The sequence below is a fragment of the Methylobacterium sp. WL119 genome (assembly GCF_008039875.1).
Lineage (GTDB): Bacteria > Pseudomonadota > Alphaproteobacteria > Rhizobiales > Beijerinckiaceae > Methylobacterium.
The window spans coordinates 1-25,015 of the sequence record NZ_VRUU01000034.1 but is presented as its reverse complement, the minus strand read 5'-3'; the positions used below and the strand labels follow the sequence as shown (position 1 = coordinate 25,015).

Annotated in this window: 36 protein-coding genes; 20 read left to right on the top strand and 16 right to left on the bottom strand. The window is 64.5% G+C overall.

Going from position 1 to position 25,015, the window contains the following annotated elements; genetic code table 11:
* Window positions 1–9 precede the first annotated feature (9 nt).
* The 3 genes from FV227_RS14080 to FV227_RS14070 form a co-directional block, all read right to left on the bottom strand.
* Complete coding sequence (locus tag FV227_RS14080) at window positions 10–438, bottom strand: DUF5681 domain-containing protein (protein WP_147859230.1); 429 nt, start codon at window positions 436–438, stop codon at window positions 10–12.
* Window positions 439–517: 79 nt separating this feature from the next.
* Window positions 518–775 (bottom strand): hypothetical protein, encoded by a 258-nt coding sequence (locus tag FV227_RS14075; protein WP_147859229.1) that lies wholly within the window; start codon window positions 773–775, stop codon window positions 518–520.
* Window positions 775–981, bottom strand: a complete 207-nt coding sequence (locus FV227_RS14070; protein WP_147859228.1) for a hypothetical protein — start codon at window positions 979–981, stop codon at window positions 775–777. Before FV227_RS14070 ends, FV227_RS14075 begins: the two co-directional genes overlap by 1 nt.
* A gap of 143 nt (window positions 982–1,124) precedes the next feature.
* On the opposite strand from FV227_RS14070, the gene FV227_RS14065 reads away from it, so the two are divergent.
* Window positions 1,125–1,391, top strand: a complete 267-nt coding sequence (locus FV227_RS14065; protein ID WP_147859227.1) for a hypothetical protein — start codon at window positions 1,125–1,127, stop codon at window positions 1,389–1,391.
* 191 nt (window positions 1,392–1,582) lie between these two features.
* Here FV227_RS14065 and FV227_RS14060 read toward each other — a convergent pair whose 3' ends face one another.
* The 5 genes from FV227_RS14060 to FV227_RS14040 all read right to left on the bottom strand — a co-directional run bounded on the left by FV227_RS14060 (window position 1,583) and on the right by FV227_RS14040 (window position 6,867).
* Window positions 1,583–2,026, bottom strand: coding sequence for a helix-turn-helix domain-containing protein (locus tag FV227_RS14060; protein ID WP_147859226.1), 444 nt, complete (start codon window positions 2,024–2,026; stop codon window positions 1,583–1,585).
* Window positions 2,027–2,290: 264 nt separating this feature from the next.
* Entirely contained in the window at window positions 2,291–5,704 is a 3,414-nt protein-coding gene (locus FV227_RS14055) for a bifunctional DNA primase/polymerase (protein WP_147859225.1), read from the bottom strand.
* The gene (locus FV227_RS14050; protein WP_147859224.1) at window positions 5,701–6,123 is read right to left on the bottom strand and encodes a hypothetical protein; all 423 of its coding nucleotides are present in this window, start codon (window positions 6,121–6,123) and stop codon (window positions 5,701–5,703) included. The genes FV227_RS14055 and FV227_RS14050 overlap by 4 nt, the downstream gene beginning before the upstream one ends.
* Complete coding sequence (locus tag FV227_RS14045; RefSeq protein WP_147859223.1) at window positions 6,120–6,368, bottom strand: hypothetical protein; 249 nt, start codon at window positions 6,366–6,368, stop codon at window positions 6,120–6,122. Before FV227_RS14045 ends, FV227_RS14050 begins: the two co-directional genes overlap by 4 nt.
* Window positions 6,369–6,663: 295 nt before the next feature.
* On the bottom strand, window positions 6,664–6,867 hold the full coding sequence (locus tag FV227_RS14040; RefSeq protein ID WP_147859222.1) for an excisionase family DNA-binding protein: 204 nt from the start codon (window positions 6,865–6,867) through the stop codon (window positions 6,664–6,666).
* Window positions 6,868–6,991: 124 nt separating this feature from the next.
* Between FV227_RS14040 and FV227_RS14035 the strand changes: the two genes are divergently transcribed.
* From FV227_RS14035 to FV227_RS14010, 6 genes are all read left to right on the top strand, one after another.
* Window positions 6,992–7,456: an Arc family DNA-binding protein gene (locus tag FV227_RS14035; protein WP_187274800.1), complete on the top strand. Its 465-nt coding sequence runs from the start codon at window positions 6,992–6,994 to the stop codon at window positions 7,454–7,456.
* Between the two features lie 373 nt (window positions 7,457–7,829).
* Window positions 7,830–8,615 carry a Gp138 family membrane-puncturing spike protein gene (locus FV227_RS14030; protein ID WP_147895757.1) on the top strand — a complete coding sequence of 262 codons (786 nt, stop codon included), beginning with the start codon at window positions 7,830–7,832 and terminating at the stop codon, window positions 8,613–8,615.
* A gap of 7 nt (window positions 8,616–8,622) precedes the next feature.
* Window positions 8,623–9,600: a hypothetical protein gene (locus FV227_RS14025; protein ID WP_147859219.1), complete on the top strand. Its 978-nt coding sequence runs from the start codon at window positions 8,623–8,625 to the stop codon at window positions 9,598–9,600.
* A gap of 1 nt (window position 9,601) precedes the next feature.
* Window positions 9,602–9,952 (top strand): hypothetical protein, encoded by a 351-nt coding sequence (locus tag FV227_RS14020; RefSeq protein WP_147859218.1) that lies wholly within the window; start codon window positions 9,602–9,604, stop codon window positions 9,950–9,952.
* Window positions 9,952–10,476 carry a hypothetical protein gene (locus FV227_RS14015; RefSeq protein WP_147859217.1) on the top strand — a complete coding sequence of 175 codons (525 nt, stop codon included), beginning with the start codon at window positions 9,952–9,954 and terminating at the stop codon, window positions 10,474–10,476. Before FV227_RS14020 ends, FV227_RS14015 begins: the two co-directional genes overlap by 1 nt.
* Window positions 10,477–10,478: 2 nt before the next feature.
* A complete protein-coding gene (locus tag FV227_RS14010; protein WP_147859216.1) occupies window positions 10,479–12,452 on the top strand; it encodes a phage tail tip lysozyme in 1,974 nt (657 codons plus the stop codon).
* 327 nt (window positions 12,453–12,779) lie between these two features.
* Here the strand turns inward: FV227_RS14010 and FV227_RS14000 are convergent, their stop codons facing one another.
* Both FV227_RS14000 and FV227_RS13995 read right to left on the bottom strand, forming a co-directional pair.
* Window positions 12,780–13,121 carry a DUF6883 domain-containing protein gene (locus tag FV227_RS14000; RefSeq protein ID WP_147843384.1) on the bottom strand — a complete coding sequence of 114 codons (342 nt, stop codon included), beginning with the start codon at window positions 13,119–13,121 and terminating at the stop codon, window positions 12,780–12,782.
* Complete coding sequence (locus tag FV227_RS13995; RefSeq protein WP_147859214.1) at window positions 13,118–13,369, bottom strand: DUF4926 domain-containing protein; 252 nt, start codon at window positions 13,367–13,369, stop codon at window positions 13,118–13,120. The genes FV227_RS14000 and FV227_RS13995 overlap by 4 nt, the downstream gene beginning before the upstream one ends.
* A gap of 663 nt (window positions 13,370–14,032) precedes the next feature.
* Between FV227_RS13995 and FV227_RS13990 the strand changes: the two genes are divergently transcribed.
* Window positions 14,033–14,422, top strand: a complete 390-nt coding sequence (locus FV227_RS13990) for a hypothetical protein (protein ID WP_147859213.1) — start codon at window positions 14,033–14,035, stop codon at window positions 14,420–14,422.
* Between the two features lie 306 nt (window positions 14,423–14,728).
* Here the strand turns inward: FV227_RS13990 and FV227_RS13985 are convergent, their stop codons facing one another.
* The gene (locus FV227_RS13985; protein WP_147859212.1) at window positions 14,729–15,187 is read right to left on the bottom strand and encodes a helix-turn-helix domain-containing protein; all 459 of its coding nucleotides are present in this window, start codon (window positions 15,185–15,187) and stop codon (window positions 14,729–14,731) included.
* A 372-nt stretch (window positions 15,188–15,559) separates the two neighbouring features.
* Complete coding sequence (locus FV227_RS13980; protein ID WP_147859211.1) at window positions 15,560–16,036, bottom strand: MarR family winged helix-turn-helix transcriptional regulator; 477 nt, start codon at window positions 16,034–16,036, stop codon at window positions 15,560–15,562.
* A 115-nt stretch (window positions 16,037–16,151) separates the two neighbouring features.
* Here FV227_RS13980 and FV227_RS13975 point away from each other — a divergent pair, with 115 nt between their 5' ends.
* Window positions 16,152–16,523 (top strand): antibiotic biosynthesis monooxygenase family protein, encoded by a 372-nt coding sequence (locus tag FV227_RS13975; RefSeq protein ID WP_147859210.1) that lies wholly within the window; start codon window positions 16,152–16,154, stop codon window positions 16,521–16,523.
* Window positions 16,524–16,791: 268 nt separating this feature from the next.
* Here the strand turns inward: FV227_RS13975 and FV227_RS13970 are convergent, their stop codons facing one another.
* Window positions 16,792–17,004, bottom strand: coding sequence for a hypothetical protein (locus FV227_RS13970; RefSeq protein WP_147859209.1), 213 nt, complete (start codon window positions 17,002–17,004; stop codon window positions 16,792–16,794).
* A 368-nt stretch (window positions 17,005–17,372) separates the two neighbouring features.
* Window positions 17,373–18,134, bottom strand: coding sequence for a helix-turn-helix domain-containing protein (locus tag FV227_RS13965; RefSeq protein ID WP_147859208.1), 762 nt, complete (start codon window positions 18,132–18,134; stop codon window positions 17,373–17,375).
* A 392-nt stretch (window positions 18,135–18,526) separates the two neighbouring features.
* On the opposite strand from FV227_RS13965, the gene FV227_RS13960 reads away from it, so the two are divergent.
* The 5 genes from FV227_RS13960 (at window position 18,527) to FV227_RS13940 (ending at window position 20,335) form a co-directional block, all read left to right on the top strand.
* Window positions 18,527–18,901 carry a type II toxin-antitoxin system RelE/ParE family toxin gene (locus FV227_RS13960; RefSeq protein ID WP_147859207.1) on the top strand — a complete coding sequence of 125 codons (375 nt, stop codon included), beginning with the start codon at window positions 18,527–18,529 and terminating at the stop codon, window positions 18,899–18,901.
* Window positions 18,898–19,497 carry a helix-turn-helix domain-containing protein gene (locus tag FV227_RS13955; protein ID WP_147859206.1) on the top strand — a complete coding sequence of 200 codons (600 nt, stop codon included), beginning with the start codon at window positions 18,898–18,900 and terminating at the stop codon, window positions 19,495–19,497. The genes FV227_RS13960 and FV227_RS13955 overlap by 4 nt, the downstream gene beginning before the upstream one ends.
* A 153-nt stretch (window positions 19,498–19,650) precedes the next feature.
* Window positions 19,651–19,860: a hypothetical protein gene (locus FV227_RS13950; RefSeq protein ID WP_147859205.1), complete on the top strand. Its 210-nt coding sequence runs from the start codon at window positions 19,651–19,653 to the stop codon at window positions 19,858–19,860.
* The gene (locus tag FV227_RS13945) at window positions 19,857–20,036 is read left to right on the top strand and encodes a hypothetical protein (RefSeq protein ID WP_147859204.1); all 180 of its coding nucleotides are present in this window, start codon (window positions 19,857–19,859) and stop codon (window positions 20,034–20,036) included. Before FV227_RS13950 ends, FV227_RS13945 begins: the two co-directional genes overlap by 4 nt.
* A complete protein-coding gene (locus FV227_RS13940) occupies window positions 20,033–20,335 on the top strand; it encodes a hypothetical protein (protein WP_147859203.1) in 303 nt (100 codons plus the stop codon). Before FV227_RS13945 ends, FV227_RS13940 begins: the two co-directional genes overlap by 4 nt.
* Window positions 20,336–20,824: 489 nt before the next feature.
* Here FV227_RS13940 and FV227_RS13930 read toward each other — a convergent pair whose 3' ends face one another.
* Together FV227_RS13930 and FV227_RS13925 are read right to left on the bottom strand one after the other, a co-directional pair.
* Window positions 20,825–21,604, bottom strand: a complete 780-nt coding sequence (locus tag FV227_RS13930; RefSeq protein WP_147859202.1) for a TIGR02391 family protein — start codon at window positions 21,602–21,604, stop codon at window positions 20,825–20,827.
* A gap of 8 nt (window positions 21,605–21,612) precedes the next feature.
* Window positions 21,613–21,933 (bottom strand): helix-turn-helix transcriptional regulator, encoded by a 321-nt coding sequence (locus FV227_RS13925; RefSeq protein ID WP_147859201.1) that lies wholly within the window; start codon window positions 21,931–21,933, stop codon window positions 21,613–21,615.
* Window positions 21,934–22,005: 72 nt separating this feature from the next.
* Between FV227_RS13925 and FV227_RS13920 the strand changes: the two genes are divergently transcribed.
* The 6 genes from FV227_RS13920 to FV227_RS13895 all read left to right on the top strand — a co-directional run.
* Complete coding sequence (locus FV227_RS13920; protein WP_147859200.1) at window positions 22,006–22,329, top strand: hypothetical protein; 324 nt, start codon at window positions 22,006–22,008, stop codon at window positions 22,327–22,329.
* 11 nt (window positions 22,330–22,340) lie between these two features.
* Entirely contained in the window at window positions 22,341–22,541 is a 201-nt protein-coding gene (locus FV227_RS13915) for a hypothetical protein (RefSeq protein ID WP_147859199.1), read from the top strand.
* Complete coding sequence (locus FV227_RS13910) at window positions 22,541–22,951, top strand: penicillin-binding protein (protein ID WP_147859198.1); 411 nt, start codon at window positions 22,541–22,543, stop codon at window positions 22,949–22,951. Before FV227_RS13915 ends, FV227_RS13910 begins: the two co-directional genes overlap by 1 nt.
* Window positions 22,952–23,016: 65 nt before the next feature.
* Window positions 23,017–23,475: a hypothetical protein gene (locus FV227_RS13905; protein ID WP_147859197.1), complete on the top strand. Its 459-nt coding sequence runs from the start codon at window positions 23,017–23,019 to the stop codon at window positions 23,473–23,475.
* On the top strand, window positions 23,472–24,194 hold the full coding sequence (locus tag FV227_RS13900; RefSeq protein WP_147859196.1) for a hypothetical protein: 723 nt from the start codon (window positions 23,472–23,474) through the stop codon (window positions 24,192–24,194). The genes FV227_RS13905 and FV227_RS13900 overlap by 4 nt, the downstream gene beginning before the upstream one ends.
* Before the next feature lie 468 nt (window positions 24,195–24,662).
* On the top strand, window positions 24,663–25,015 hold a 353-nt coding region (locus FV227_RS13895; protein WP_147859195.1), incomplete at its 3' end, for a PAS domain-containing protein.

Genomic DNA, 25,015 nt, shown 5'->3' with positions numbered 1-25,015 from the left:
CACGTGGTGTCATCGCTTTCCTCCAGATGCCTGTTCCAGGGCGGCGAGGCGTTCCGCGAACTCGTGCGCCTCAATGGCCTTCACGTGCGCGTCGATCGCCTTGCCGACATCGGCCGCCTCGGATGGCGTGAGGTCGCCCGAGGACACCGCGTGGAGCAGCGCACTCGTGGCCTTGGGGATGTCGGCGGTGCTCTCGATCGCCGGCAACTCGAACGTGACAGGGCGATCCTTCCGCGCGGGCATCAGCCGATCCATGCAGAGCCGCAGCGCCGGGCCGTCACCGTCCAAGGCCATCTCGATCGCCTTCCGGGTCAGGGCCTCGCCCTCGCCCTCCAGGATGGCCTCCATCGCCAGGGACGTGCGGTTGCGCGAGCCCTTCGGCCGCCCGCTCGGGTTGCCGCTCTGTCCCTTCTCGAACTGCGTTATGTTCTCCGCCATGTCCTTCGATCCACGCTAAAGCTGATGCCTGCGGCCACTGTCATGCGCCTGATAGTACAGGAGAAATACAGGCGCGGGACTATCCCTGACGGACCTCCGCCGTGCGGTCGCGCAACGGCAGATTGATCGGCTGACCGTTCTCGGCGTCGGTGACGACCCGGATGATGTTGAAGTCCTCGTCCCGCACCTCGTGTCCGCTCGAACGCAGGAACGCGACGGCATCCTCAGGCGGCAATCCGGCAGGCCCCTCCATCAGGAACCGGCAGGTCTGACGAGGGATGGCCGGCGGCGCGGTTGCCACCTCCAGCTTGGCGAGACGCTTGTGCAGGTCGTTCATCACGGTTCCTCATGGGTTGGATCGGGCTTCGAAGCGAGGGCCAGCGCCTCGGCGCTCTCGGCGAAGGCGTAGAGGGCGGCGACCGCAGCCTGCTTGCGCACGTCCGTCGAGCCCGGCGCGGTCTCCATCGTGATCGCACCGGTACGGGCGGCATGGATGGCAGCACGTAGGCCAGCGTTATAGGCGGCGCGTTCGCGCTGGTTCATGCTTGTGCTCCAAGGTATTTTAATCCACGTCGGCGCGTGCGCGGCGTCACGTCGAGAATGAAATCGGCACCCCATCTTAGTTTCAAGCAGAAGGAAACAGGCCCGATCCAGGGATTGTCCTGCACAGGAGTTTGAATACGACCATGAAGACCCGTATCGCCGCCATCGCCACCGCCCTTGTTGTTGGCGTTGCCTCGATCTCGTCTGCAATGGCCTATGATCGGCCCGCCCGCTACACCGGGTTCTCGCCCTACGAGGTTGAGACGACGGGGTCGTTCAACGGTTACGATGCTGGCTTCCACCGTGACCCGGCGACCTGCCCGATGAGTTCGGCTGCCGAAGGCAACGCTAACCAGCAGCACTTCCCAGTGAAGCAGTACGGCCAGACCGCTGGCGGAAACCGCTGCTGATCGGCTGACAGGTTCACAGGCATGCAATTGAAGCTGTTCAACTACGCGATGATCGGAGCCTTCGCCCTCGGCCTCGTCGGCACCGTCATCGGAACGGTAGGCGTCTTCGTCTGGCTCTGACGGTAGAGTCAGAAGCGACATCGGGATCGTGCGGCGGGGTGAGAGCCCCGCCGTTTGCGTGTGCGCTATCATTATTGCGCACCCCCCATGATCGGTTGCCCATCCGCGTAGGCTTCGAGGTCCACCGCGCGGATGTACGTCACGCCGTCCCGCTTCCGGGCTGGTAGCGCACCAGAGGCGATCAGTTCGTAGAGCTTGGTCCGGCCGACCCCGAGTTCCTTCATCGCACCGTTGATCCGATAGGCGGTGGGGCGAGACACCGGCTGCTGAACCGCCTTCGATGGCTCGGGCTGAGGCGACGGTGCGGACGTGCCGATCCGGGCGCGCTCGGCCTCGGCGAGAAAAGCGGCCTGAACCGCGATCTTGGCCTCCCGCTCGATCACGCCCCGGACGAACGACTCCGAGAACATGCTTTGCAAGGCCACGATCGTGCTGTCGGCGACGCGCGCCGCGGTCTCGGCGACGATCTGATCGAGGTCTGATGGCTTGGCAGAGGGGCGGGCAGGCGGCGGCATCGGGGGTTCCTCAGTTCGGACGATGAAGAGCGGCGTAGCTCGCCAGGACGTGCCGGCGATCGATGGCGGCGAGGCCGTCCAATGCAGCCAGTGCCGGCTCCAGGGCGTCGGGATCGCACTCGGCACGTCGGAGGAGATCGGCCAGCGACTCGCCCCGTGGGCCGGTCGATAGGCGAACGATGGCGCGGAGGCACCGAAGCCGAGCGCGGAATTCAGCAGCTTCGAGGTCGGGCATCCATGGACCGAACTGGCTGGCGACGGGGATCACTCGGCGGCCTCCAATCTGATGATGCGCCCGCCGGCAAATTTGGCAGCCCGCATCAGGTCCAGACGGCCAGCGATCAGGGTTGGGAAGGCAATGGGAGCCGCTGGGTCGAAGCGGATCACCTCGGCGCGGACCGCGGCCGGGCGAGCAGCGTCGGGCTCGCGGCTGACGACGAGGCGGTAGCGAGCGACGAGGGCGGGGTCGTAGTCGGCGGCGCGGGGCACGGCGCGCTGCGGCGAGGCTGGCGCTTGGGCTTCCTGAGAAGGCGCCGGCTCCTCGACCTCGAACCTGACCCACTCGATCGCGCCGAGGCGGTCGGAGAGCCACGATTTCAGATCGGCAGGTGCGTTCGGAAGTAGGACAGCGCGGGCGGGCGCGAAGCGGCCCAGGCGCTTGTAGGAGACCTGTCTGACGCTTGGGGTAACGTCTATATATATCTTCCTTATAGATGTTACCCCAAGCGTCGGAAGGGTCATTTCTCGCGCCCGATCGTGCGTTGCCGCGAGATCGGGGAAGCACGCTTGGATGTCCTTGGCGCTGGTGAGAAGGACGCCCTCTGGCGCCATCTCGGCCCATGCACCCACCTTCGCGATCTCCCACGGCACGGCCGCATCGACGCTGACCGGCAGCGGCATGTCGTTGATGATGTCGAGGAAGCCCGGCACCTTGCTTGTGCGTCGTAGGGCGCGCAGTCGGCCGATAGCCTGGATCAATCCGCCTTCCGTGATCTGCCAGCGTAAGGCTTCCACGGTCGGATCCGGGTGCCGTCCATGCTCGACCGCCGCGCCGTCGCCAGATGCGAGGCGCACGCCTCCCCGAACCCGCGGATACCAGCGACCGCCCTTCGTGCTCGGCGGAATGGTCTCGGGAACCGTGCCGGTGACGATGCCGGCCAGCGGCTCGGTGATGCCGGGGCCGGGCTGCAACCGGCCGATGCAGATGAGGCCAGCGGCGCTGGCCCAGCGATCGATCCCGGCGACCGCTCCGAAGTGGGCGGTCTCTACGTTCTCGGGCAACCCTGCATCGGTCAGCTTCTCAATCAAGCGCATCGGGGCGATCACCACGACGATGCGGGGCCAGACCACCGCGGCGCGGAGCCGGATCAGGCGGAGGAGGTCGGTCACGACCCGGCGGCTGGTGTCCGGCTCGTCGGTTTCAAGGATGCCGAGCTTGCGCGCCGTGACGGGCGCGTTGAGGATCTGACGCACCTGCACGTGAGGGCTCCATCTGGCGGTGATGTCGGCCTGGATCTCCACGCGATGCCCGACGACCGGTTCGAGCAGAGAGGCATCGGGAAGCGTCGCGTCGATCAGCAGCGCGGGCGCGGCCCAGGTGGAGCGCACGCTGTTCAGCGAACGGCGTTCCAAGATGCGGACCTCGTCGGCCTCGTCGTAGCGGAGGCTTAGGCGTCCGGATGTCTCGGCGTCGCCAGTAAGGAAGGTGCGCAACTCGCCCCAGATGCCGGCGAGCATCTTCACCTCGGCGTTGTGCCGCCCGGTCGTGACTGCGCATGCCTTCCGCGCCTGAGGGGGCATGCCGGGCGTGATGCCGGGGTCCCTCATCCGACGCCATTCCAGGCTGTAGGCGGCGCCTGCGGTTGCGGCAGTGACGCCGTGGCGCAGCAGGATTTCCCGGTGCAGCGGGCCATCCTCGTGGTGCGCACGCAGCGCCCTGAGGAGATCGCCGCGGGAGGTTTCGAGGTCGTTGGCCGTGTTGCTGAACACGACCACCTCGTCCGTGAGTTCGAGGTCGGCGTGCTCGATCGCATCCAGCGACATGCGGACCGGTGCGTCTGGCAGCGCGCCCATCGTGATCCCCTCATCGATCACGAGCGCGTCCGGTGTCGGGATGAACGCAGGCTTGGCCTGGAACAGCAGGGCCTGCGGCACGAGCCAGACGGCGGCCTTGGCCTGGCGCTGCTGCTGCATCCCGCACCGATCGAAGAAGGCGCAGAGGTGCTTCTGTCCGTCGATCTTGCGTTCGCACACCGCGCTCGGGATGGCGGTCCCCGCCTCGCGCGCGTCCTGCATCGCCGGAATGTCGAGACACATCGCCAGGCCGGGTGCGTCCGGGTCCGGGGTCGTGTACCCGCGGTAGACCCGCGCCGTGACACCCTCGGCCGCGAACCGTTCGGCGAGTTCGGCGAGAAGTGAGTGCATCGGGGCGGCGTAGACCGTGTGGATGCCAGCCTTGGCGGCTTCGGCGGCGCCTGCGATGGCGAGCGCCGTCTTCCCGATCGCAGTCTCGACACGGGCACCCCACGACACGGGGGTCGGCTTCTCCAGTGCGTCCTGACCGCGTTCCTTCGCCTCCTCAGCCTCGGCTTCCCAGGCGCCTCGCTCGATACGCCACGCCGGCACGTGCTCGGTGAAGAAGGCTGTGACGACGGCCCGCGTCTCGACCTCGGCCTCAGCGACTGACACACGGCGGTCGGGGTACGTGGGTGCGACGGTCTCGCCGGCCTCGCTCGGCGTCGGATCAAGGGTGACGAACCCACGGCGCACTCGGTCCAAGAGGGCGACGGCCTTCACCCGCGCTGCCTCGGGCGACCACCGGCTGTCATCGACCACCGTCGAGGCACAGAACGTGGTCCAAGCCCGTGCAGTCAGGCTCGCGACCGTGATGTCCTCGCCCTCGTTCTTCATCGAGAGGGCCGTGGCGTAGACGATCCGGGTCAGGTGAAATTCGCGCCCATCGACCACCAACCCATCGGCATTGCGGACGATCTGCGCGCTACCGCCGCCACCCGTGCGTCCAGCCCGTCCGCCCGTGCCGTTCAACTCCACGATGCTGCGGAGGCGGGCGAGGAAGTCGTTGATCTGCGCCTGCGTGACCTCGGGGGCCGCGTCTGGCCCAGCGGTCAGGGGGCTCTCAGCGCCGATCCAGGCGTAAGGCTGGTGCGTCTTAGCGTGGATGCCGTGAGCAACGAACTGTCGCCCCTCGGCGAGGATATCAAGGCCGTCGCCGCACCCGTCCGCGGTCTTCAGGCTGACGCTCGGGATCGCCTCGGCGGCCCGGTAGACAAGCGCGACCTTCGGCGCCTGCCCCTGTCGCAGGAACGGCGTCTCGCCGAATACCTCGATCGCCAGCGCCGTGACACGCTCGGCAAGCATGGGGTCGGTGGCAAAGTCGGCGTCGATCGTCACCACGTCGCCGCAAGCGATCCCGGTGCCGGGCCACTGGAATTCCTTCCGACGCCAGTCCTCTAAGTCGGCCGCTGTCGTCGCCGGCCCCTCGAACCGAGCCCGCTCCTGCCACGCCTTGATCCCCGGTGCTTTGCCCGGCGACGTGTGCGCGCCGTTATAAGCATGGATAGGCAGCGCACCCGTCCACCCCATCCGCGCGAGTTGCGCGCGGACTTGGGTCGGGGTGAGGCCCGCGACGCCAGAGGGTGGGGGGGCGCCGCCGCTCAACCGGTGCCCTCCGTCTGCCGGAAGGCCAACCCGTCTTGGTCGGCCGCAACCGTGGCGATGGCATCCTCGCGCTGCTGGGCGTCGGGGCTTCGGTCGCGATGATGCTCCCAAAGAGCAGCGGCGGTTTCCTCGCTGGTCTCGTCGCCCGTCTTGCCCTTCGGCCCAAAAATAAAGAGGCGGAGGCGCAGGTTGGGCGTGATCTTCCTGACTAACGTGAACCGAGCGCCGCCCGCGGGCACGGGATTGAGGCCCATCATCGCCTTGGTCGAAACGATCTCGGCCAAGGTCATGCGCCGGATGCGGTGCCGGCGATCAGGCCGGGCCTCGAACCACCGCCGGTCTTCGGCGGTGATGTGATCGACGCCGGCCGCGGCTCTGTCGAGTGCACGGCGCTGTTGGCGAGAGAGATGCGCCTTCATGCTGCGCGCTCTCCGGCCTGTCGGCTGGGCCGAAGCTCGTCGGCGAGTCCGCTGGCCGTCATCAGGCAGGCGGCAGCGCTCCGAAGGCTGTAGCCAAGCCCGCGGGCGTCGCCGATCGCCGCGAAGTCCGCTGCGGCACGGGCGTAGACTTCCGCCTGTGCGGCGGCCTCTGCGACGGCCTCGAACACCGGCAACAGGTTGGGCGGCGCGGGTTTGTAGGAATAGGAGACAGGCCGGCGGCTCATAGACGCCCCCGCCAGCTATCGACCTGTGGGTAGGCCAGCGCCGCGACCGCCGAGGCGAGGGAAGGGCTAAAATCGTAGCGCGCCCGGAGCCGCGCGGTCTGGATTTCGTGGGCGTCGGATGCTATTTCCGGGGCGTCAGCCTGCGAAGCGACAAAACCCGGAAGCCGTGCGCGCCTGCCAGCGCCGCGGCTTTCCTCGTTTCTGGGCATGGTGTTCTGACTTCTCGCTGTTGATGCGCCGGCCGGATGGTTCGGCGCGGTGGTCCAGCGGGACGCGCCCGCCGGCATGGCGGGGCTCAGGCGGCGATCGGCGCCGGCAGACCAAGCATTTCGCGAAGCTTTGCGGTCGGCACGCGGTACTGCGTGCCGACGCGAAAGGCTGGGAGGGAGCCGTCTTTCGCTGCCTGATACGCAGCCCGTCGCCCTACTCCGAGGACTCGACCAGCCAGAACCACGCTCACCGCAGGCTTCGTAAGGACCTCAAGGATGTCATCGCTCATGGCGTCCTCTTTAATGCGCCCAGATATGGGGTTAATAACGACGTAGCGCGCAACGCGGCCCCGCGCAACCCTTATTGCGCCCGAAATCGTTCCCATGTATGCGAATGCAACAGGAGCGACAGCGATGAGCACCGAGAGCACCCCAGAGCCCAAGCGACGCGGGCGTCCGCCCAAACCTGCTGCGGAGCGGAAGTCAGACAATTTCAAGTTCCGAGCGCGTGGATCAATCCGAGACCAGCTTGAAGCATCGGCCTCGAAGAACAGTAGATCGCTTAGCGAAGAGATAGAATTCAGGATCGGACAATCGTTCAATTACAACGATATACACGATGCTGTTGACGATGGATTTACACGCAACATGCGGCTACTTTTCGGGGGTGCCGACCATACAATTACTATGATCGAATTGGCAGGTTATCTACGACGGTCTATCCAAGCGGCAGATACTCAGGTCGATAGCGACGAACCGTGGTTCAGCAACGATTTAAAAAAACAGATCGTTGAGGACACATTCGTCCATTTGGCGAAACGCGCGCTCAAAGGTGCGGCGGCCAGAGCCCAGGAAGAGGCCAAATCATTGAAGCCTTGAGACGGGCCTGAACAAGCAAACATGCGCCTGAGACATGCCCGGCCCACTCCAATCAGACATCAATGGCACCTACCTAACATAAAGCGCCATAGAAATGCATTTCCCTTCATAGATTGGCATTCCGTATTAGCGCAAGACAATATCAGCACTTCCCCTATGATCCATCTGGGGAGTGCTGATTATGCCGTCGCGTTATTCATCGCATCTGTACATCCGTTTAGACCGATCGCTTCGGGTAGAGATCACGTCCGCGGCCGCCGCCGAAGGCGAAACCGTTTCGCATTTTGCACGTGATCTGCTTCGCTCAGCCCTAAGCGCTCGACGCCAGTCGCATGCCGGCGCCCGCCGGCACGTGGAAGGTTGAGGTCGGCCCATGGACCCGCGCACGCGATACGACGACCCGCTCGAAGTCTTCGAGAGCTTCGCGGATCAGGTCAGGTCCAGCGTCATGACGGCGATGCCGGTTCGGGTGATTAAGGATGCGGACGGGCACACCGTCTCGATCCAGCCAACGGTGAAGGCAGTTTTCCGAAAGGAAGACGGGTCGTTGCAGCAGGTGGATTACCCGCCGATCACCGATGCGCCGATCCAGTTCTCGGGCGGCGGTGGCGTGACCTCGACGCACCCGGTCAAGCAGGACGACGAGGGCATCGCCCTGTTCATGGCCCGCTCGATGGATGCCTGGCACCAGCAGGGCGGCACGCAGGCCCAGATCGATGCTCGCGTGGCCGACCTCTCGGATGCCGTCTACATCCCCGGCATCCGCTCCACGCCGCGCAAGCTCCCGAAGTTCAATCCCGACGCACACGAGATGCGATCGGATGACGGGAAGCACGTCGTGTCCCTGCACCCTCAGAAGGGGGTCACGGTCTCGGTGGACGACGGGAAGCACACCCTCGCCTTCGACAAGGACACCGGCATCAGCATGAAGTCGGGCATGGCGATCGCCATGGAGTCGTCCAAGGGGTTCGCGCTCAAGGGCGACCTGAACGTCAAAGGCAAGGTGAGCCCGAGCGGCGGCCTTTTCGGCAGCGTGTTCCAAGGCATGGCTGGCGGCGCCATGGTGCTGCTCGTCGCGCTGCTCGCATCTCAGGTCCGAGCCATTCCTGAGCCGGTGCAGCGCGCGGCCTACACCCTCACTGCCCTCGTATCGAGGTGATGGAGCGATGGGGCAGCAATACCTTCGGCAGGTCTCCGTTTCGATCGACGGCGGCTTCAGCTTTACCAGCGACGGCGACAACGGCCCCCGCGTCCGGTTCGACACGCATCAGTTCGTATCGTCCACACCGGCCCACGCAAACATCTACGTTTCGAACCTGTCGAAGGACAGCTATGCGAAGCTTGCGAAGGAAAATCTGAAGTTCACGCTTTCGGCCGGCTACCGCGATGGTGGTACATCAATCATCTTCAGCGGTGAGATCCGGCAGGCTCGAAACTTTCGTGAGGACATCACCGACGTGGTGACGCATATCGTTGCGACCAGTTCGGGGAATGCACGCAACTTCGCGACGCTGAACAAGACCCTTGCCGCCGGGCACACGCACGATGACCGCGTGCAGATGGCTCTCAGTGCCTTCAAACCATTCGGTGTCACGGCAGGGCATATCGACAAGCTCGACGGCCCGAAGTTTCCGCGCGGCTTCCTCGCGTGCGGCATGGCCCATCAGATGCTCCGCGATGTCTGCCAGGCGCGCGAGGCGCAGTGGTTCAACGTGAACGGCCGCTTCCACGTCCTAAAGGCTGCCAACACGCTTCCCGGCAGCACGATCGTCCTGAATAGCTCCTCCGGCCTCATAGGAATGCCTGAGCAGACAATCGGCGGGGTCAACTTCCAATGCCTGCTCAATCCGCTCATCGTCCCCGGCTGCAAGGTCAAAATTGACGAGAGCAGCGTTGTTCGCGCGGCATTCGATCCATCGGTGGCCGGCCAGGGCAACAACGCCCTACTTCAGTCCGGCAACCTTATGGGCGTCCAAGCTGACGGCCTCTATAAGGTTCTGAAAGCCGAGCATAGTGGGGATACGCGTGGTAATCAGTATTTCACGATCGGCGTAGGCGTCGGTCTGAACTCGGACTCTCGCGAACTCCGCTCCATCGGCATCAGTGACGACTTCAATACCGACGCTCCCGCGGCAGGAGGCTGAGATGGGTGAAGTGGTCCCGCTCCGCCTCCGTCCGATAGCCCTGGAGACGGCGCCCGACGTGCCGCGCGCCTATGTCGAGATCGCGCACATGTGGACCGTGGCGGCCGTCCGCATCGTCGTCGCGACTTGCCCCGGTGAAGAACGCTCAGGCCCCTTCAGAGTGGTCCTGAGGGCCGCAGGCGTGCCGGATCGATGCGTGCTGTCGATGACGGCCGAGCCTGAGCACGAGGCCGAGTTGATGGACTGCCTCGACGCCTACTGCCACGCGATGGCGCAGACCCTGAACTACGCGTCGTCCTATCCCGCGACCCTGGTGCCGCCTCCCTCTGATCCGCCGAGAGGGGCCGCCTGATGCCGGTCGAGCGCGGGAAAGACCTGACGAAGGAGCTTGATCGCGCTTTGCGCGACCTCGCCTCGATGGAAGTCGTGGTCGGCATTCCGGCCGAGGCCGGCGCACATGGCGATAGCGGGCTCACGAACGCAGCGCTCGGATACATCCACGAGTACGGCGCCCCGGAGGCCAACATCCCGGCTCGCCCGTTCCTGTTTCCCGGCATCGAGCGCATTCAAGACAAGATCACCGACGAGCTAGCGAAGGGGGCCGCCCGCGCGGTCGAGGCTACGGTTTCAAGCGGCAACCGGACGGCAGGCAAGGCCGAGGGGGCGAAAGCCCTACAGCGTGTCGGTATCCTCGCACAGAGCAGCGTCCGCGGCGTCATTACGGACGGGATCGCCCCGCCGCTCGCCCAGCGCACCGTCTACGCTCGACTGCATCGAAAGAAAAACAGGCGCTCGCCTGGACCGATGACCCCGCTCGTGGACACGGGAAAACTTCGGGAAGCCATCACGTACATTGTCGGACCGAAGGAATATTAGGCATGTCAAACGACGTTCTCAGGGCATTTATTGTTTCGCTTGGCTTCAAGGTCGATGAAGCCGGAGCCAAGCGGCAACAAGAGGCAATTGGAAAAACTGAGCGTGCCGTTGCGGGCCTTGAGAAGGCCGAGCGCGATGCGCACGAAGCTGGCGCACGGCGCGCCGCCGAACTGGCGCGGCGGGCGGAAGGCATGGCAGCGACGGCGAGGCTCGCGTCTACTGGCCTCCTGGCGTTCGCCGCAGTCGCGACCGGTGCAGTGACCGCTCTCGCCGTACACCTGCAAAAGTCACTCGGCGAGTTCGATCGGCTCTACTACGTCGCCGGCCGAACCGGTGCATCCGTCAACAACATCAAGGCGCTCGGCCACGCCTTTGAGCAGACAGGCAGTTCGGCCGCTCGCGCGATGGGAATGCTGGAGAGCTTCGCCAAGGCTCGCCGCACGAACCCCGGCGTCGATGCCATGCTGAAGAACTACGGCGTCGATACCAAGGGGGACGCCAGCGACGTTCTCAGCAACGGCATCGACGCCATCACCAAGCGGCACCCGCACTTCTCCGGCTCCCAAGTGGCTGGCATCCTTGGCATCTCAGAAGAAGACTACGAGCACTGGAATAGGACGCGACCCGAGCGGGAGAAGTTCGCGAAGGAGTACAAGGCGCTTCAGCGGTCCCTCGGGGTCAACGGCAATGAAGTCGCATCGAATGCAGCCAAGATCTCACAGGCTTACGGTTCGTTCAGCGCCGTCATCGAAGTTGTTGGCCAGAAGATCACGCAGACCTTCGCTCCTGCTATTGAGCGAGTGGTGAAAGGCTTCCGAGACTGGATTGACGCTCACTCGGAAACGCTCACCGGGATCATGCAGAGCTTGGCGAAAGCCCTAGAATGGGTCGGCGATAAGCTCGTCGTGATCGCGGATTGGACGACCGACAAAGGCAAGCTATTTGGAGACTTCTGGCTCAAGACCTACGGCTACATCGAAAAGATCGTGGACGTGGTGAAGGTTCTGCTCGACCTGCTGTTTAAGCTCAACGCCGCGATGATGGCGGGGCCGGTGGGCAAGTATATGGACTTCATGTTCGGTGGCGGCTTGGCCGGCAAGCTGTTCGGCGGTTCGGCGCAGGCCGCAGAAGTCGAAGGCGGAGGGGGAGCTAACGACAACGGCGGATCGAAACCGGGCCTGATGCGACGCGGCTGGAATGCCGTGAAGCGCACCCTCGGGATCGGAGGCGTCTCAGATGACGGCCCAAGGATCAGATCACAGGGTGCCGTCCCGTCATCGCAGAGTGCGAGAGAGCAGCGTGCGATGGCCCGCCTTATCGCGCGAGGGTGGACGCCGGAAGGAGCCGCCACTGCAATCGGGCAAGCTGTTGAGGAAAGCAGCGTGCGGTCTGACGGGCCGCTCGGCGACACAAAGAGGTTCGGAACTGGCGATGCCGCTGCGCATGGAATGTTCCAGTGGCGCGACGGACGTTACCGCGAGCTAAAGAAGTTCGCCGATGCAAGAGGCAAGCTTTGGACGGACTTCGACACACAGGTTGATTTCTTCGACCAAGAGCGCAAGACCCGCGGTAGGCGGGAGCGCAACTGGCACACAGTCACAGACCTGGGCGAAGGCAACAGAACTGGCAAGGACTTCGAGGGGTATGCCGGCGGCTTGCAGGCTCAGCGGGAGGCGCACGCGCGCCGATTGCTCAATTCGTATCGCAACGGTGGCGGGGCGAGGCTCCCATCCGCCGAAACGCCCAAACTGCCGAGCATGGCCGGCGTCGGCCTCGACGTGAACAGCTACCTGCGCTCAGCGCCTCTCGGCGCAACTTCGACCACGAACAATCAGTCGAGCATGAACGTGAACTCACCGACCAGCGTAACGATCAACGGTGTGACGGACCCGCAAAAAGCGGCCGAGCACTTCGAGCGTGCCGCGAACCGGAGCAATGATCTCATGTTGCGCAACGTCCAGGCGGCGGCGCGCTAGTCGGGTTGCAGATCGTTAGAGCGAACCGAATTCGGGCCGCAGGGGTGCCACTCTTTTTGCCCCTGCGTCTGTCCCTTCATGCCGAAGCACCATCCAAGCTGAGACAAGCGCCCGAACAGCCTATCTCGGCGCGAGCATTCCTCGGCTGCTCTGCTCGGGTCTGCGCTGCCCTGACAGGTCCGCGTAGCCTGCGCTTCGGCCGCCAGCAGTTGCTTCACCGTCGGCTCGGTCGCCCTAGCAACCGTGACGGAACCGACAAGGGCGAAGGCGACAAGGGCAGCGCGCATCCCGGCAATGTATGCACAGGGGTGCAGTTGTCGAGATGGCTCAGCGTGTGAGCGGTACGGCCGTGACGAAGTGCATTTGACGCGGCTCACGCGGCTCCCAAACCGTCCGCAATGGCATTTCGCGGCCGTCTGGTGCCGTCACCTCCCCCTCAAACACCACCAACAGCACGCCTCGCGCCGAGATCGATTGAACACCGGGAAGGTTGCGAGCTACATGCTCGGCCAACGCGTTCGCAAGCGTTAGCGGATCATCGGGGGTGAACCCGAAGCGCATCAGGTATTTGGCCTTCGAGGCACCACGCTTGCTTGTTAGATCGAGAAGGTAGCGCGAGATTTTCGGCCGATCGATCAGCCACGAAACCTCGACTTCATCGGAACTCAAGGCGCGGCGGGCTCGGCCATGCGGATTTCGTCAGGGCCGACCGAAGCGAGGGTGCCCTCCGGCTGGGCGAACTCCACCACGTAGGCTTCGCCGCCGCGGAAGACGCTGACGATCGTGCCTTCGGTTCCGGCGGGGATCGAGATACCATCGTCGCTCATCACCGCAGCCGTCAGCACCACATCATCGAGGTCCTGAAGGCTCGACGGCGGCAGGTCCTGCTGGAAGCGGTAGGCGAACTGAACCGACATACCGGTAAGATGACTGCTCTGCCCAACTTGGGCAAGGCAGCGGTTCCCGATTTCCCGATAGACCGGGTTTCCCGATCCCCCGTGAACCTGCGCGGCAACGACGAACCCCCGTCGCGGTGCTGACGTCCTGGCGACCTCTATCGCGGCGGCACCTTGCCTGTGTCGGTGTTCTTATAAGCGGTCACGACTTTCGCTGCCTCTCTTCGCGATCTCGCGCATCCAACATTCCGCGGACATCGTGGCTCCCAACGCTGTTGCGAAGGCGTAGGGCGACTCGGTTACCGATGTGGTGGACAGAGCCGTGATGCTCCACCGATAGGAGCCCGGTTGTTGCTCGCTCGGAAACACCGAGATCACATGGTCGCGTTTCGTAACGGTTGTCATGCCTGCGTCATGCCACGCGGGTGCGCGCCAACTAAGGCGGGTTACCTCCGGGCGCACGCGCTTGTGACAGCCAACGGCCAAGCTGTGTGCTACCTCAAGCTTGGCTCCAGACCTGGGGCGTTAGATCCAAGCCCAACCTCGGCGCGCCCTTACCGGTGCGCCTTTTCTTTGGGGGAACGAGCAGGAACTTACTCAAAGCAATGATGTTTTGCTCCATATCCAAATCGGCTGGGCAGTGCGGTCGATAAAATTGCTATTTTAGCAACAGGAACTTCGCTCATGCCGAACAGGTCCTATAAGGATACTGCCGTTCAGCTAGCTCTCGAACGATCCTATGCCCGTATTGACCAGGCTCGATCCTCGGTTGACGCTTCCCGTAGTACGATGTCTACCTCTAGAGAGAGGATCAATTCTTCTCGCGCGATACTTGATAAAATTTCCGCACGATATTTTGATGATATCGTCAGCGTGTCAGAATTTTATACTTTATCGGCAATGGATGACGAATGTATCAGCGAAATAGTTGATGACTTTATTGCAGCATACCTAGAGTCTCGCGATACAGGAGACGAGACCGGGGCTGATGTTATTCAAAACGCATTGAAAATTATTGGGCGTTACCTGGCTAAAGAGCTTGGCCCGAAGGATGCCGGGGTGGTTATGAATTGATTTGGCATGTGGCATACTTAGATCTATAAGGACTGAATGACGCACCCTAGAGGCGATCCCACCTTATTGCGTGAGAGCTTGGAGCGTATCGCACGTGCGCTGGAGCAGCCCGTGTCCGCTCTTTACGATGCAGGCGGTCAGACGACCCGTGAGGCTGAAACGCTCGCGCTTGTGAAAGCCTTTGAACGCATCCCCGATAGTCAAGCTCGCGCTCGGTGCCTCGCGTTCGTGAACGCAGAGGCTGAGGAACGGTAGCGCCCCCGGTCCCGGCCTTCAGTCAGGTGAGTTTGCTATCTGATACCGCCTCTATCGATCTTGTGCCTTACCCGTGTCGGAGTTCTCGTAGGCGGCCACGACCGCGGCCGAGATGCGGAGCAGCTTTCCGCCATACTGAAACCCGGCCAAGTCGCCCCGTTTGATCATGTTGCGGATGTGGTTGCCAGAGCACTGCCACCGATCAGCCAGGGTCTCAGGTGTGTAGACGTTGTGGTAGCCCGGCCATTCCTTGGACATCATGGGCGGAGCCCTCCGCTTCTGCGCAGGCTTCCCGTTGGGCTGCACCTCATCACCCGAGGCCGCCTCGAACGCTGTATCAAGGGCCATTCTGTCCCAGACGGCGGTCACGCCGAGTTGCCGGGCAGACGGAAGCTGGCCGACCCGCACGAGGGCGCTGAAGGCGGTGGGGGTGAGCCCGAGGTATCGAGCCGCCGCGGCGAGATCGAGGCCCCGCGGCGGGTAGGCGTAGGGGTCGATGATGTCTGGCACCTGCCTGGTTCCCGTCATGGTGGATAGACCCCCCGAAACAGATCCCCCAGTGCTCTGCGCCGAAACAGCGTTCGCCACCGCCGCCGCTGATGCTCCGGCCGATCGTGGTTCACGTGGCAGCGCTGGCAGAACGCGGACAGGTTCGCATCCGCGTTGTTGGCCGTGTCATGGTCCCGGTGTCCGGGTGGGTAGGCTCAGAGACCAACCATAGCGGTAAAAACCTGACGGATGGCAGTCCTTTAAAGCGTCCGAGATGGGTGGGGAGCAGACCCTGACCCTTCGCTCTCAAGCGGACGTTCCGCCAGCGATCCCCGAAAGCAGCCGTCCTTGTGGACGATACCCCAGGCCTCGGGGGCATCAGCCGACCTTGAGCTACGCGCTCCGGTCCTCGGCATCGGCGCCGCTCTCCGCGAGCCTGTTACGCAGCGTTCCAAGAACACGCAGCGCCGTGGCGAGATCGTCGGAAGGGATGTCTTTGGCCAAGTTGCCAGCCGCCGGAAACCAAGCCCGAACGGCGGCTTCGTAGGCCTGCCGACCTGCCGTCGTCAAAACTACGAGTTGTGCGCGCTTGTGGTGCGGGTTGGTCTCGAAGGCCACCAAGTCGTCCTTGGCGAGTTCGTTGACGATGCGCTGCACGTTCTGCCGGTTCGCGCCGAGGTCCCGAGCCAGCCAAGCCACTGGCTGCGGCCGATCTGCGTAGGCGATGGCCCCCATGATCTGCCAGCGCGCGCTGGTGAGCCCGAAGGGCTCGACCAGGCGGTCGCCCCAGATCAGCGTCGCGTTGTTGACCCGGAAGAGCGTGAGAACGAGATTGGTCAGCGCTTCAGCAGAGGAAGAAACTTCGGACATCGCAGAGATCACCGCCCTATTGACATCATGATGCCATTTCGCTGAGTATGACACCATGGTGCCATGTTGGCATCGCGCGGGCAACTTATTGGCCTGCCTGCCCAGGGAGCACCCGATGTCGACCTTCATCGAAATGGATAACACCGTGACGCTCGCCGACCAGTTGGCCGACGAGGAGGCCGGTCCGGTCGTCTTGATCAACACCTTCGTCGTCCCGCCAGAGGACGCGGACGCGCTTCTGGAGGTCTGGAGCCGCGATGCGGCGATCATGAAACGGCAGCCGGGCTTCATCTCGACACAGCTCCATCGCGGCATCGCGGGAAGCGGTGTCTTTCTGAACTATGCGGTTTGGCAGTCCGTCGCCCATTTCCGGGCCGCCTTCGCCAACCCCGAGTTTCGGGCGAAACTCTCGGAGTATCCAGAGAGCGCGAGGGCGAGCCCCCATCTGTTCCGTAAGGTCGAGGTTCCCGGCATTTGCATCGCCTGACGCCTCGTGGGCCCGGATCAGAACACCGCTCTTCGAGAACGCGGATGAAGGCTGATCACTGCGGTTGCTCGATCGAGTGAGGGCCACTTTCTCAGCCCTCACTTCCCGAAGCGGACCATCGGAAATCCACCACTCTGGACGTGGGTCATCCTCGACTTAGCTGCCGAGAAGCGGACCTTCCAAGGGTCTGAGAAGGGTCGGAAGCAGTAGCGAATTGGCGGCGAGCGTAGGGCCAGCGTGGCGGCGAAGGCGCTCGACGTTGGGGCGATCATGATGCTTGCCGCCTCGCACGGATCATCCAGGCGTCGCGATCGGCACGCGTAACGGCCAACTCGCGCTGCACCTCCTCAAGCCGGGCATGCATCTCGCCGGCATCGACGGCGGTCTCGATCAGGAGTTCCTGCGCCTCGGCGAGGGCTGCGCGCAACTCGGCGATCTCGGTGGCGAGCGTCAGGATCAGGGCTGCCGTGTCGTCGCTCATCCTTCAGCAACCTGTCTGATCCACCGTGGACGCCGCCGCAGCCGCGGCCAGCAGGTCGCCCGATCTGTTGCGGCGGTCCTGTTTGCCCCTTCAAGCAGGACCGCCACCCTTCAAGGCTTCGAACGGGCCATAAGCCGGCGTCGGCGGTTCCTGTTCCCCGCAGCACCGACCTTCACGCGACCACCCGGCCCGAGGCGTCACGGGCACGGTGCAGGGAACTGGCCCGCACCGACCTGTCATCAGGTACTCTGTCTGCTCGGCAAGCTACCGGCGTTCGCGACCACCGACAGCGCGTGCGTCGAGAGGCCGGCGGCATAGCACCCTGCGAAGTCTAAGACGTGTCCGGCATGTCGAACGCTCGTGTGCAGCTACCGCATAGCTCGGCCCGCTCTACCCGCCTCGCGATTTCCAGATGTTGCTCTGTCGGCAGGGTCGCCCGCCGCTTGCCGGCAGCCCTTTTGACGGCTCCGAGCTCCTGAGTTCACAGGATATGGAACATCAGTATGCGTGCGCTTCGCTGATTTGCACCCTACCCCTTCGAAGGAAGGGGGTAGCGTTTCGCGGCTCCCTTTCCGTGCCAGTCGCAGCCAGGCCGTCCACTCGGCCGAGACGATACGGACCACGTTCGTGTCGTTGCGGAAGCCGGTTACTCGCCGCTCCTCAACCGTCACCAGCCCGAGCTTGCGCGCCTCCCTGATCGCGTTGCGCACCGTCGTCTCGGCCACCCCGACGATCGCCGCGAGATGTCCGACGGCGAGGCGGCAGTCCCCGCGCCGGCCGGTCTCGGCCGCGACGAGGGACAGGACCGCTTGCTCTGCTAGGGTGAACCGTGACGCGAGCCCCGGAGGAAGCCGCCCGGAGGCCGCCCAGCGGCGGCGGCGGGCCATCGACGCATCCGTGCGCGGTCGGGAGCCGGCGCCCGTCCTGGGGCTTCCTGCTCGGTCCGGGGGCAAGTTCTTTCCAGAACCGGAAGAAACCTGCCGCGCCTCGATGACGGCGGCCAACGCCTCCGCCTCGACCTCGGACAGGTGCCCCTCTCCGAACGCTTTCCACAACGCGGACGCGACGGCCGGTAGCGCGGCGCGCGGAGCCGCCTCCGCCTGCCTGCGGATCTCATAGGCGTAGTTCATCGCTCACAGCCCTGCTTGGGCCGCGTCAAAGCAGGGGGCTCAGCGTGAACCGTCCCCGGCAAAAGGCAAAGCGCCATCGTTTCGGGAAGCGATCCCGATTGACTCCCGGCGGGAGCTATGATGTCTGGGGAGTTGGAAAAGGTCTCCACAGACCCATCGATTTCGACGGCCTCACCCTTGCCGGGGTGGGGCCGTTGGCGTTTTGGGCTTAGGTCTTTCTCGCGGCCTTGATCTCCTAATGCCCGCCGACTCGCACGGGTGCGCAGCCCTCGGGACCGCTCATGTCGGCTGGGGCGTACAGCCGAGTCAACGTAGTTGCTACCCGCGACGCGACGCCATCTCCAAAAAATATGGCCTTGAAACCATATTGCTCGTAAGGCATTCTTTAGTCGATGCCGTTCACGGTCGCCCTGCATGACGACTTCGAGCCCGAATTTCAGCGGCTCCCGGTGCCGATCCAGAATGAGCTTCTGGCGCGGCTCCGGCTGCTTGCCGAATTCGGTCCCGATCTCGGCCGACCGAACGTGGATAGGCTGCAAACGTCGCAGTTCCAGAACATGAAGGAGCTACGTTTTCGGCTCGATGGTTTGTGGCGGTTTGCCTTCGCGTTCGACCCTCAGCGTCAGGCGATCGTCCTGTGCGGCGGGGACAAACAGGGGGCAAACCAATCGAAGTGGTACGAGCAACTTATTCGGACCGCCGACGAACGGTTCGCAGCGCATCTTAAGAGTCTCAACCCCGTGAGGAGGTCGAGTAGGAAGCCATGAAGACGCTTGACCAGATCCTAGAAACCCTCCCCGAGGAGCGCCGCGACCAGATCGCCGGCCGTTCCGACGAGCTTATCCTTGAGGAGTACGCACTGCGGCGGATGCGCAAGGCCAGGAAGCTGACCCAAGAGCGCATGGCCGAACTTCTCGGCGTTCGGCAGGACAGCATTTCGCGCCTTGAGCGCCGTAGCGACCTGCTGCTTTCGACGCTCCGAAGCTATGTCGAGGCCATGGGCGGCTCCCTGCAACTCACGGTCAAATTCGATGACGAACAGCCCGTCACACTGCCCTCACTCCAAGACGTTGAGGAGCGGTCGCCGATCAGCCATTGCGATTACGTCCATTCGTGCTGGGCGCTGCCGACGCTGATTGACTGGTCTCATGCCGACATCACGGCAACGGCAAACTCGAATGCCGAGCGCCATGCTTTCTTGAAGGCGCTTCAGGTTACTGCATGCCGGCCTCAGACGGTGATCGATCCGCATGCGGTTTTTGGCACCGTGCTTCTCTATCGGTACGACCCTCCGCGTCAGTGCCATAAGCACGCCTGGAGCGCCGCCGAGGTGCCGTGCGAGCCCGCGGATCACTGCCGGTAGCTGGCACTAATTGCCGGCCGGCAGGCACGGCTAAGTCAACGGTAGGTCTCTCGACCAGCTAGGCGACCTTCAGTGATGGGGAGGCCTTGAGGCCTCGCTGTCGCGGCGATCAGGCTGTTGGCGTGGTGAGCCGGGCAGTTTTAAGATCCCCGGATGACCGCTCCCGCGAACAGCAACACGCCTGTCCAGGCCTTCGACATGCGGAAGGATGACGAGGGCTGGACGGTCTACGACATCGCCACCTACGAGCCGGCGCGGGTCAACGGCGTGCCGCAGACCGGCCTCAGCATAGAGGTGGCCGACGACCTTGTGGACCTCCTGAACACGCTTGCTCGGGAGAAGAACGAGAGCACCGGGCATTGAGTGACGACCCGTTCCACGAAGCCGTCGAAGCCCTTCGCGCGCTCGGCCTGTACGTCGAGCCAACTGGCGACGACCTGAGCCTGTGGCTCGTGAATGGCGAGGAGATGACCGACGCGGGCTTGATGAAGCTTGCCGCGCTGATGGGCCTCGTACCCAGCTCGGCGACGATCCAATGACCGGCATTCCGAGGCACCTCCGCAACCCACGTCGCTGGTACAACGCCGACGGCATCGAGCAGCCGCCGGCTACGATTGCGAACAGCAAGGCGAATGGCGCGCGCGGGTTGCTGGTGTTCTGCGAGTGCGGGCACAGCGGCGCGATGCCGTTCGATGGGCTGCCCGACGACTTCCCCGTGCCGGATGTCGCGCTTCGGCTGGTGTGCTCGGCCTGCGGGCGGAAGGATCGGATCAGCACCCGGCCGGACTTCACGGGAGTGCATACCGGGGCGGGCCCGAAGCTGCGGTCGGTGGAGTAGCGCGGCCAGAGCCGTAGGTGAGGCAGGCCCGTCCCCCGATCTAATCACGGGGCGACGGGTGCTTCGTCCATCTCACCAGCGAACCGGTCCTGAGCCCGGCTTGCCGGTAAGGTGCCCCCGATCGGTTAGCAGACTGTCACCCGGCAACGGCAAAGGGATCTCAGTACGGGAAGCCCCTGCATAACCCGCCACCAGTCGGGCTGAGGTTCAAGCTCGCGCGTCATCGCGCCGGCCGACCGGGCGGAACGCGAGTATCTAGGGCGTCCAGCCACTCGTCGATCGAGCGAGTGCCGGGCTCTCCCTTGCAGCGGTCTATCCATTGGTCGAGGTCTCGGCGGTCGTACCGCTGCACGGTGTCTACGCGTAAGCGGATCGGGCGCACGTCGCACTCGCGCTGGAACACGCCCACCGAGAGGCCGCAGTACGATGCCGCCTGCGCCCTGGTGAGCAGGCGGGCGGCGGGAAGGGGCACCGCCTGCCTCGTCATACTCAACTGAACACGCTGTTGCAGTCCGAGACGATCCGCAGGAGGTGGTTCGCCAACATGATGATTTCGAACGCCTCGTCGGGATCGTCGAGGGCGACCCGCCGATGCGACTGCGGGTTCTTGTAGGCAGCGATAGCGCCAGCAAACAGCGCGGACCGCCCTTCCTGCTCTGCAAGGGGCGCCTTCGTGTCCCTGAGATTACCCTTTTTCGGGTCGAACGCGGTGCGCATCAGGTGCACCCCGATCTCGGTGGCCGGCAGGTTGGCTGCCTCTCGGACCGCGATCTCAACCGCCTTCATGGCCTCGAACACCGCCGTATCGTACTTCCCGCGGTGGAACAGGCTCCACACGTCCTCGCGGATAGTAGGGTGCAACGCTTCCTTCGGCAGCATGCGAGTGCTCAAGCCGAGTTGTGGTTGCAGCGCGATCCGCCGCCCCTTCCGGCTGACCTGTCGGTTCGTCGGGTGGAACTCCTCGCCGCCACCCGTCAGGTTGACCAGAACCGGCATGAGGAGTCCTTCCCTCTCTAGCCAGGCCCATGCTTCCGCGATGGCTTCCTTGACCTCGGGATGGCGCTCGGCTGGGTACGGGCTTCTAAAGCCAAGCCGGCCATCCGCGTACTGAACGGTCGCGAAGGCGAACCCAAGGAAGGTTTGAAGGGCGAGAGGTATGCCCGGCATCGTCGAGGGTCGCGCCAGGGTCGGCAGCAGCCTCAAACCGATCTCGTCCGGCTCCAAGGCCAGGAGCACGTCGGCTTCGTCGGGCAGTCCCTCGAAGTGCATGCCGGCCTCTATCCCTCCGCGCCGCCGTCGTTTTCGCTCGTGAGTTGATCCGGGCGCAGGCCCTCGTCCGGCTTGGCGTCTGATCGCTCTCGAAACCTGACGCCGGCCCCGCCTCCGTTCTCGGGCGTGAACTCGATCCCACCGGCCTCAAGGGCCTGCCGTAGGTCGTCGGTCGTTCGCTCCCGAGCCGGACGCTTCCCCGTCTCGTAATCCGCGATCGTCGCACGAGACACCTTGCTCTCGCGGGCTAGGTCTTCGCGCGTCCAATCCAGCAGCGCGCGAGCCGCCCGGCACTGAGCCCCAGAAATAGCTTTTTCGTCGTATATCATAAAAAACAGCTTGCTAGATCGAAGGGTTTCAGATTATATGACTGAAATCAGCCGAAACGCAAGGCCGCCCCGATGCGCTACGCCAACCTCATCCCCGCCTCGCACATCGCCCGCAGCGCCGACCCGCGCCTGACCGCCGATGCCCGCCGCGCCTTCATCGCCACGAAGGCCGCGGTCATCGCCTCAACCGAGAGCGCCAAGCGCTTCGCCGCCACCGTCGCTCCGCTGGTCAACCGGGATGGCACGTTCGACCGCTCGGCGATCATGCGCGCTGCCATCCGTTCGGCTCAGGCCCGCCTGGAAGTGACCGGCGACGCCTGGGGCGTGTGCATGTCCTACGCGCTGAAAGGCGCCTGGGCCGCCGCCAAGTCTTCCCGCGCCTACCGTGCGCACTGAGGGTCGGACCGATGGCCTCCGACCTGATCCGCTCCCCCGCCGTCCGCCTGCTGCACGCCCGACAGGATCACGCGATCTGCCTGCGCCTTGCGGCCTCCTACCGCCTTCGCATTGCGGCCGGCGAGACCGACCAGCGCGCGGCCCATGCCTGGGCGCTTGGCAACGCCCGCCGCTGGCGCCTCGTCGCCGCCGAACTGAGCGGGGCGCACTGATGGCCGACCTCTCCCGCCGTGGCGTCCTCGGCGCCTTCCTCGTCCTCGTGTCCTCGCGGGTGCCGGCTATGGCTTCCGACCGTGTGCTGCCGGCGATCCGCTGGGCTGAAAAAGCCGATGCCACCTATACCGCTTCGGGCCGTGTCGCGGCCGACCTGACCGCCTCTGGCCTGCCGATGCCCGCCGGTTGGCGTGCCTATCGCGCTTCCTTGGCTCACGTCCGCAGGCTGGCCCGCCTCGACCTCTACGCCCTGACGCCAACCACGCCTGAGGCCGCCGCTGCCCTGGCCGCCTACCACACCGCCCGCGTCGAGCGTGCCGGTAGCGCAGGTGCCCGACGTGCCGCCCGTCGCCAGCTGCGCAAGGTGTTCGCCCGGCCCGGCGCCGTGCTGCCGCCTCGGCCGACCTGATCGGCGCCCAAACGGGCCCCCCCTCCAACTTCCGCGTCCACCCCAAGCCCTCTGGAGCCCCAGCTATGGCAACGACCCTGCACGCCTCGAACCCGCAGACCGGCCCCGTTACCCGCGCCATCGCGGCGATGCGCAACGACGAGCCCGTCCCGCCCCGCCGCGGCTTCCTGCGCGGCCTGCTCTCGCTGACCCTGATCGGCGGCGGTGTGACCCTGATCGGTAGCCCATCCGCGGTCGCCGAGCCGCTGACCCTGCCCCTGATGAAGCGCTACGTCGCCTTCCTCGCTCGCGAGCACGGCCACGCCCACGACGAACTGCTCGGCATGCTGAGCCCGGAAGAACGGTACTACAGCGGGTACTACAGCCCCCTCTCGGCGCCGATCGCCCCGCTGGCCGACAAGATGCTCAGCCACTGGCCGATGGATGCCAGGGCCGATGCCATGGTTACGGCTGCCCCACCCTCGACGCGGGCGGCCCTGGTCCTCAGCACGATCGGCGCCGACTGGCGGGAGGGCGGCCGATGAACGGTCCCTCATCCCGTCGCGGCTTCCTGCGCGGCCTCACCGCGCTCTCAACCGGTTCGATCGTGCTCGTGGCTCCCACGGTTCTTGCGGCGGCACCGAGCCCCGACACCGACCTTATCCGGCTCGGCGCCGACCTGGACAAGGCCCTGACCCGCTTCCTGATGCTGTGCGAGCGCAAGGCCGAGCGTGTCGCCCAGTTCGAGACGATCAAGCCGGAAATCCCGCCTGAAATCGTTCGTCCTCGCATCACCGGCCCGGCAGGGTGGCACTTCCATGGAGAGGCACCACCCAACGCGGACGGCGAGCCGTGCCACAGGCAGTTCGACCATCGCGTGATGATCCTGTGGCCATGGGAGGCAGTGCAGAGCACGAAGCGGTATCACGACGGGCGCACCCGCATCTGCAAGCACCATCGGCGCCTTCGAACCTCGTGCGAGGCCTACCATGCCGCCCATCTCGCAGCGCGCGAAGCGGCTGGTATCCCGGCTGTCGAGGACGCCCGGTTCCATGCCGGCCGCGATGTCTTGCGGATCGCCTTCGACATCGCCGCGATGGATGCTGCCACGATCCCCGGCCTGGCAGTCAAGGGTCGGGCCGGGCTCGCCATGCAGCAGGTCTGGAGCAGCGATCGTGGAGGCAGCTCGATCGATCCCTCTTACAGGAAGCTGCTGCAGAACCTCGTGGCACTCGGGGGCAGGGAGGCAAAAGAGAAGGGTTGATCCCGTGCGGATCCCGTCGTCTCACAAACGTTGGAGCAACAGTCAGCCGGTCCTTTGCTCCATCGGCCGTGCTGGTAGCGCGGCCCTTCTACATGTACCGCAACAACCTGCTCAGTTTGCGTTGCTAATGAGACGGGCACGCCACCATCTTTGGCGGATGCGTCGGGCTATGGTGCGGCAAGCTCGGATCAGCGTGGGTCGCGGAGGCGGCCGCTCCCTCCTCCACTCCACCCAGCGGTGGCTGGCCTACCAATCATCCTAGATAGTCTCGCAAGGGCCTCCAATTTGGGCGATGCGCAACTGAAACCATCAAATGCAGTTTCCGACCTCATTATTATCAATTGATCGGTTTCTAACGGATTTTATGCTGATAGTAATTCCGTGATGGGGCTATAGATTAGGGAATTATTGATTATAATCTGGCATGACAGGCGGAACAGATCCAATCTATCCGCATGGAGCCCGCCGGTGCGCTTGTTCGACACCCCCTTACGCGCGTTGTTCGACAGCATCGACCGTTCGCGTGCCCGCATCGCGTTCGCCCCCGATGGCACGATCCTCGATGCCAACGCCAACTTCCTCGGTCTCGTCGGCTACACGCTGGCCGAACTGAAGGGTCAGAGCCACCGAAACCTCGTCACGTCGTCGGAGCGCGACGCACCGGCCTATCGCGCGTTCTGGGACGCACTACGCCGCGGTGAGCCGCAGACCCGTGAGTTCAAGCGTGTCGCCAAGGACGGTCACGAGGTGTGGATCCAGGCAACCTACAGTCCAGTCCTCGACCGCGCCGGTCGGGTCAGCAAGATCGTCAAATTCGCCTC

Bases quoted from the DNA above. Each gene is read 5' to 3' on its own strand.
- FV227_RS14080 (WP_147859230.1), bottom strand. From the start codon at position 438: ATGGCGGAGAACATAACGCAGTTCGAGAAGGGACAGAGCGGCAACCCG.
- FV227_RS14075 (WP_147859229.1), bottom strand. From the start codon at position 775: ATGAACGACCTGCACAAGCGTCTCGCCAAGCTGGAGGTGGCAACCGCG.
- FV227_RS14070 (WP_147859228.1), bottom strand. From the start codon at position 981: ATGAACCAGCGCGAACGCGCCGCCTATAACGCTGGCCTACGTGCTGCC.
- FV227_RS14065 (WP_147859227.1), top strand. From the start codon at position 1,125: ATGAAGACCCGTATCGCCGCCATCGCCACCGCCCTTGTTGTTGGCGTT.
- FV227_RS14060 (WP_147859226.1), bottom strand. From the start codon at position 2,026: ATGCCGCCGCCTGCCCGCCCCTCTGCCAAGCCATCAGACCTCGATCAG.
- FV227_RS14050 (WP_147859224.1), bottom strand. From the start codon at position 6,123: ATGAAGGCGCATCTCTCTCGCCAACAGCGCCGTGCACTCGACAGAGCC.
- FV227_RS14045 (WP_147859223.1), bottom strand. From the start codon at position 6,368: ATGAGCCGCCGGCCTGTCTCCTATTCCTACAAACCCGCGCCGCCCAAC.
- FV227_RS14040 (WP_147859222.1), bottom strand. From the start codon at position 6,867: ATGAGCGATGACATCCTTGAGGTCCTTACGAAGCCTGCGGTGAGCGTG.
- FV227_RS14035 (WP_187274800.1), top strand. From the start codon at position 6,992: ATGAGCACCGAGAGCACCCCAGAGCCCAAGCGACGCGGGCGTCCGCCC.
- FV227_RS14030 (WP_147895757.1), top strand. From the start codon at position 7,830: ATGGACCCGCGCACGCGATACGACGACCCGCTCGAAGTCTTCGAGAGC.
- FV227_RS14025 (WP_147859219.1), top strand. From the start codon at position 8,623: ATGGGGCAGCAATACCTTCGGCAGGTCTCCGTTTCGATCGACGGCGGC.
- FV227_RS14020 (WP_147859218.1), top strand. From the start codon at position 9,602: ATGGGTGAAGTGGTCCCGCTCCGCCTCCGTCCGATAGCCCTGGAGACG.
- FV227_RS14015 (WP_147859217.1), top strand. From the start codon at position 9,952: ATGCCGGTCGAGCGCGGGAAAGACCTGACGAAGGAGCTTGATCGCGCT.
- FV227_RS14010 (WP_147859216.1), top strand. From the start codon at position 10,479: ATGTCAAACGACGTTCTCAGGGCATTTATTGTTTCGCTTGGCTTCAAG.
- FV227_RS13995 (WP_147859214.1), bottom strand. From the start codon at position 13,369: ATGTCGGTTCAGTTCGCCTACCGCTTCCAGCAGGACCTGCCGCCGTCG.
- FV227_RS13990 (WP_147859213.1), top strand. From the start codon at position 14,033: ATGCCGAACAGGTCCTATAAGGATACTGCCGTTCAGCTAGCTCTCGAA.
- FV227_RS13980 (WP_147859211.1), bottom strand. From the start codon at position 16,036: ATGTCCGAAGTTTCTTCCTCTGCTGAAGCGCTGACCAATCTCGTTCTC.
- FV227_RS13975 (WP_147859210.1), top strand. From the start codon at position 16,152: ATGTCGACCTTCATCGAAATGGATAACACCGTGACGCTCGCCGACCAG.
- FV227_RS13970 (WP_147859209.1), bottom strand. From the start codon at position 17,004: ATGAGCGACGACACGGCAGCCCTGATCCTGACGCTCGCCACCGAGATC.
- FV227_RS13965 (WP_147859208.1), bottom strand. From the start codon at position 18,134: ATGAACTACGCCTATGAGATCCGCAGGCAGGCGGAGGCGGCTCCGCGC.
- FV227_RS13960 (WP_147859207.1), top strand. From the start codon at position 18,527: ATGCCGTTCACGGTCGCCCTGCATGACGACTTCGAGCCCGAATTTCAG.
- FV227_RS13955 (WP_147859206.1), top strand. From the start codon at position 18,898: ATGAAGACGCTTGACCAGATCCTAGAAACCCTCCCCGAGGAGCGCCGC.
- FV227_RS13950 (WP_147859205.1), top strand. From the start codon at position 19,651: ATGACCGCTCCCGCGAACAGCAACACGCCTGTCCAGGCCTTCGACATG.
- FV227_RS13940 (WP_147859203.1), top strand. From the start codon at position 20,033: ATGACCGGCATTCCGAGGCACCTCCGCAACCCACGTCGCTGGTACAAC.
- FV227_RS13930 (WP_147859202.1), bottom strand. From the start codon at position 21,604: ATGCACTTCGAGGGACTGCCCGACGAAGCCGACGTGCTCCTGGCCTTG.
- FV227_RS13925 (WP_147859201.1), bottom strand. From the start codon at position 21,933: ATGATATACGACGAAAAAGCTATTTCTGGGGCTCAGTGCCGGGCGGCT.
- FV227_RS13920 (WP_147859200.1), top strand. From the start codon at position 22,006: ATGCGCTACGCCAACCTCATCCCCGCCTCGCACATCGCCCGCAGCGCC.
- FV227_RS13915 (WP_147859199.1), top strand. From the start codon at position 22,341: ATGGCCTCCGACCTGATCCGCTCCCCCGCCGTCCGCCTGCTGCACGCC.
- FV227_RS13910 (WP_147859198.1), top strand. From the start codon at position 22,541: ATGGCCGACCTCTCCCGCCGTGGCGTCCTCGGCGCCTTCCTCGTCCTC.
- FV227_RS13905 (WP_147859197.1), top strand. From the start codon at position 23,017: ATGGCAACGACCCTGCACGCCTCGAACCCGCAGACCGGCCCCGTTACC.
- FV227_RS13900 (WP_147859196.1), top strand. From the start codon at position 23,472: ATGAACGGTCCCTCATCCCGTCGCGGCTTCCTGCGCGGCCTCACCGCG.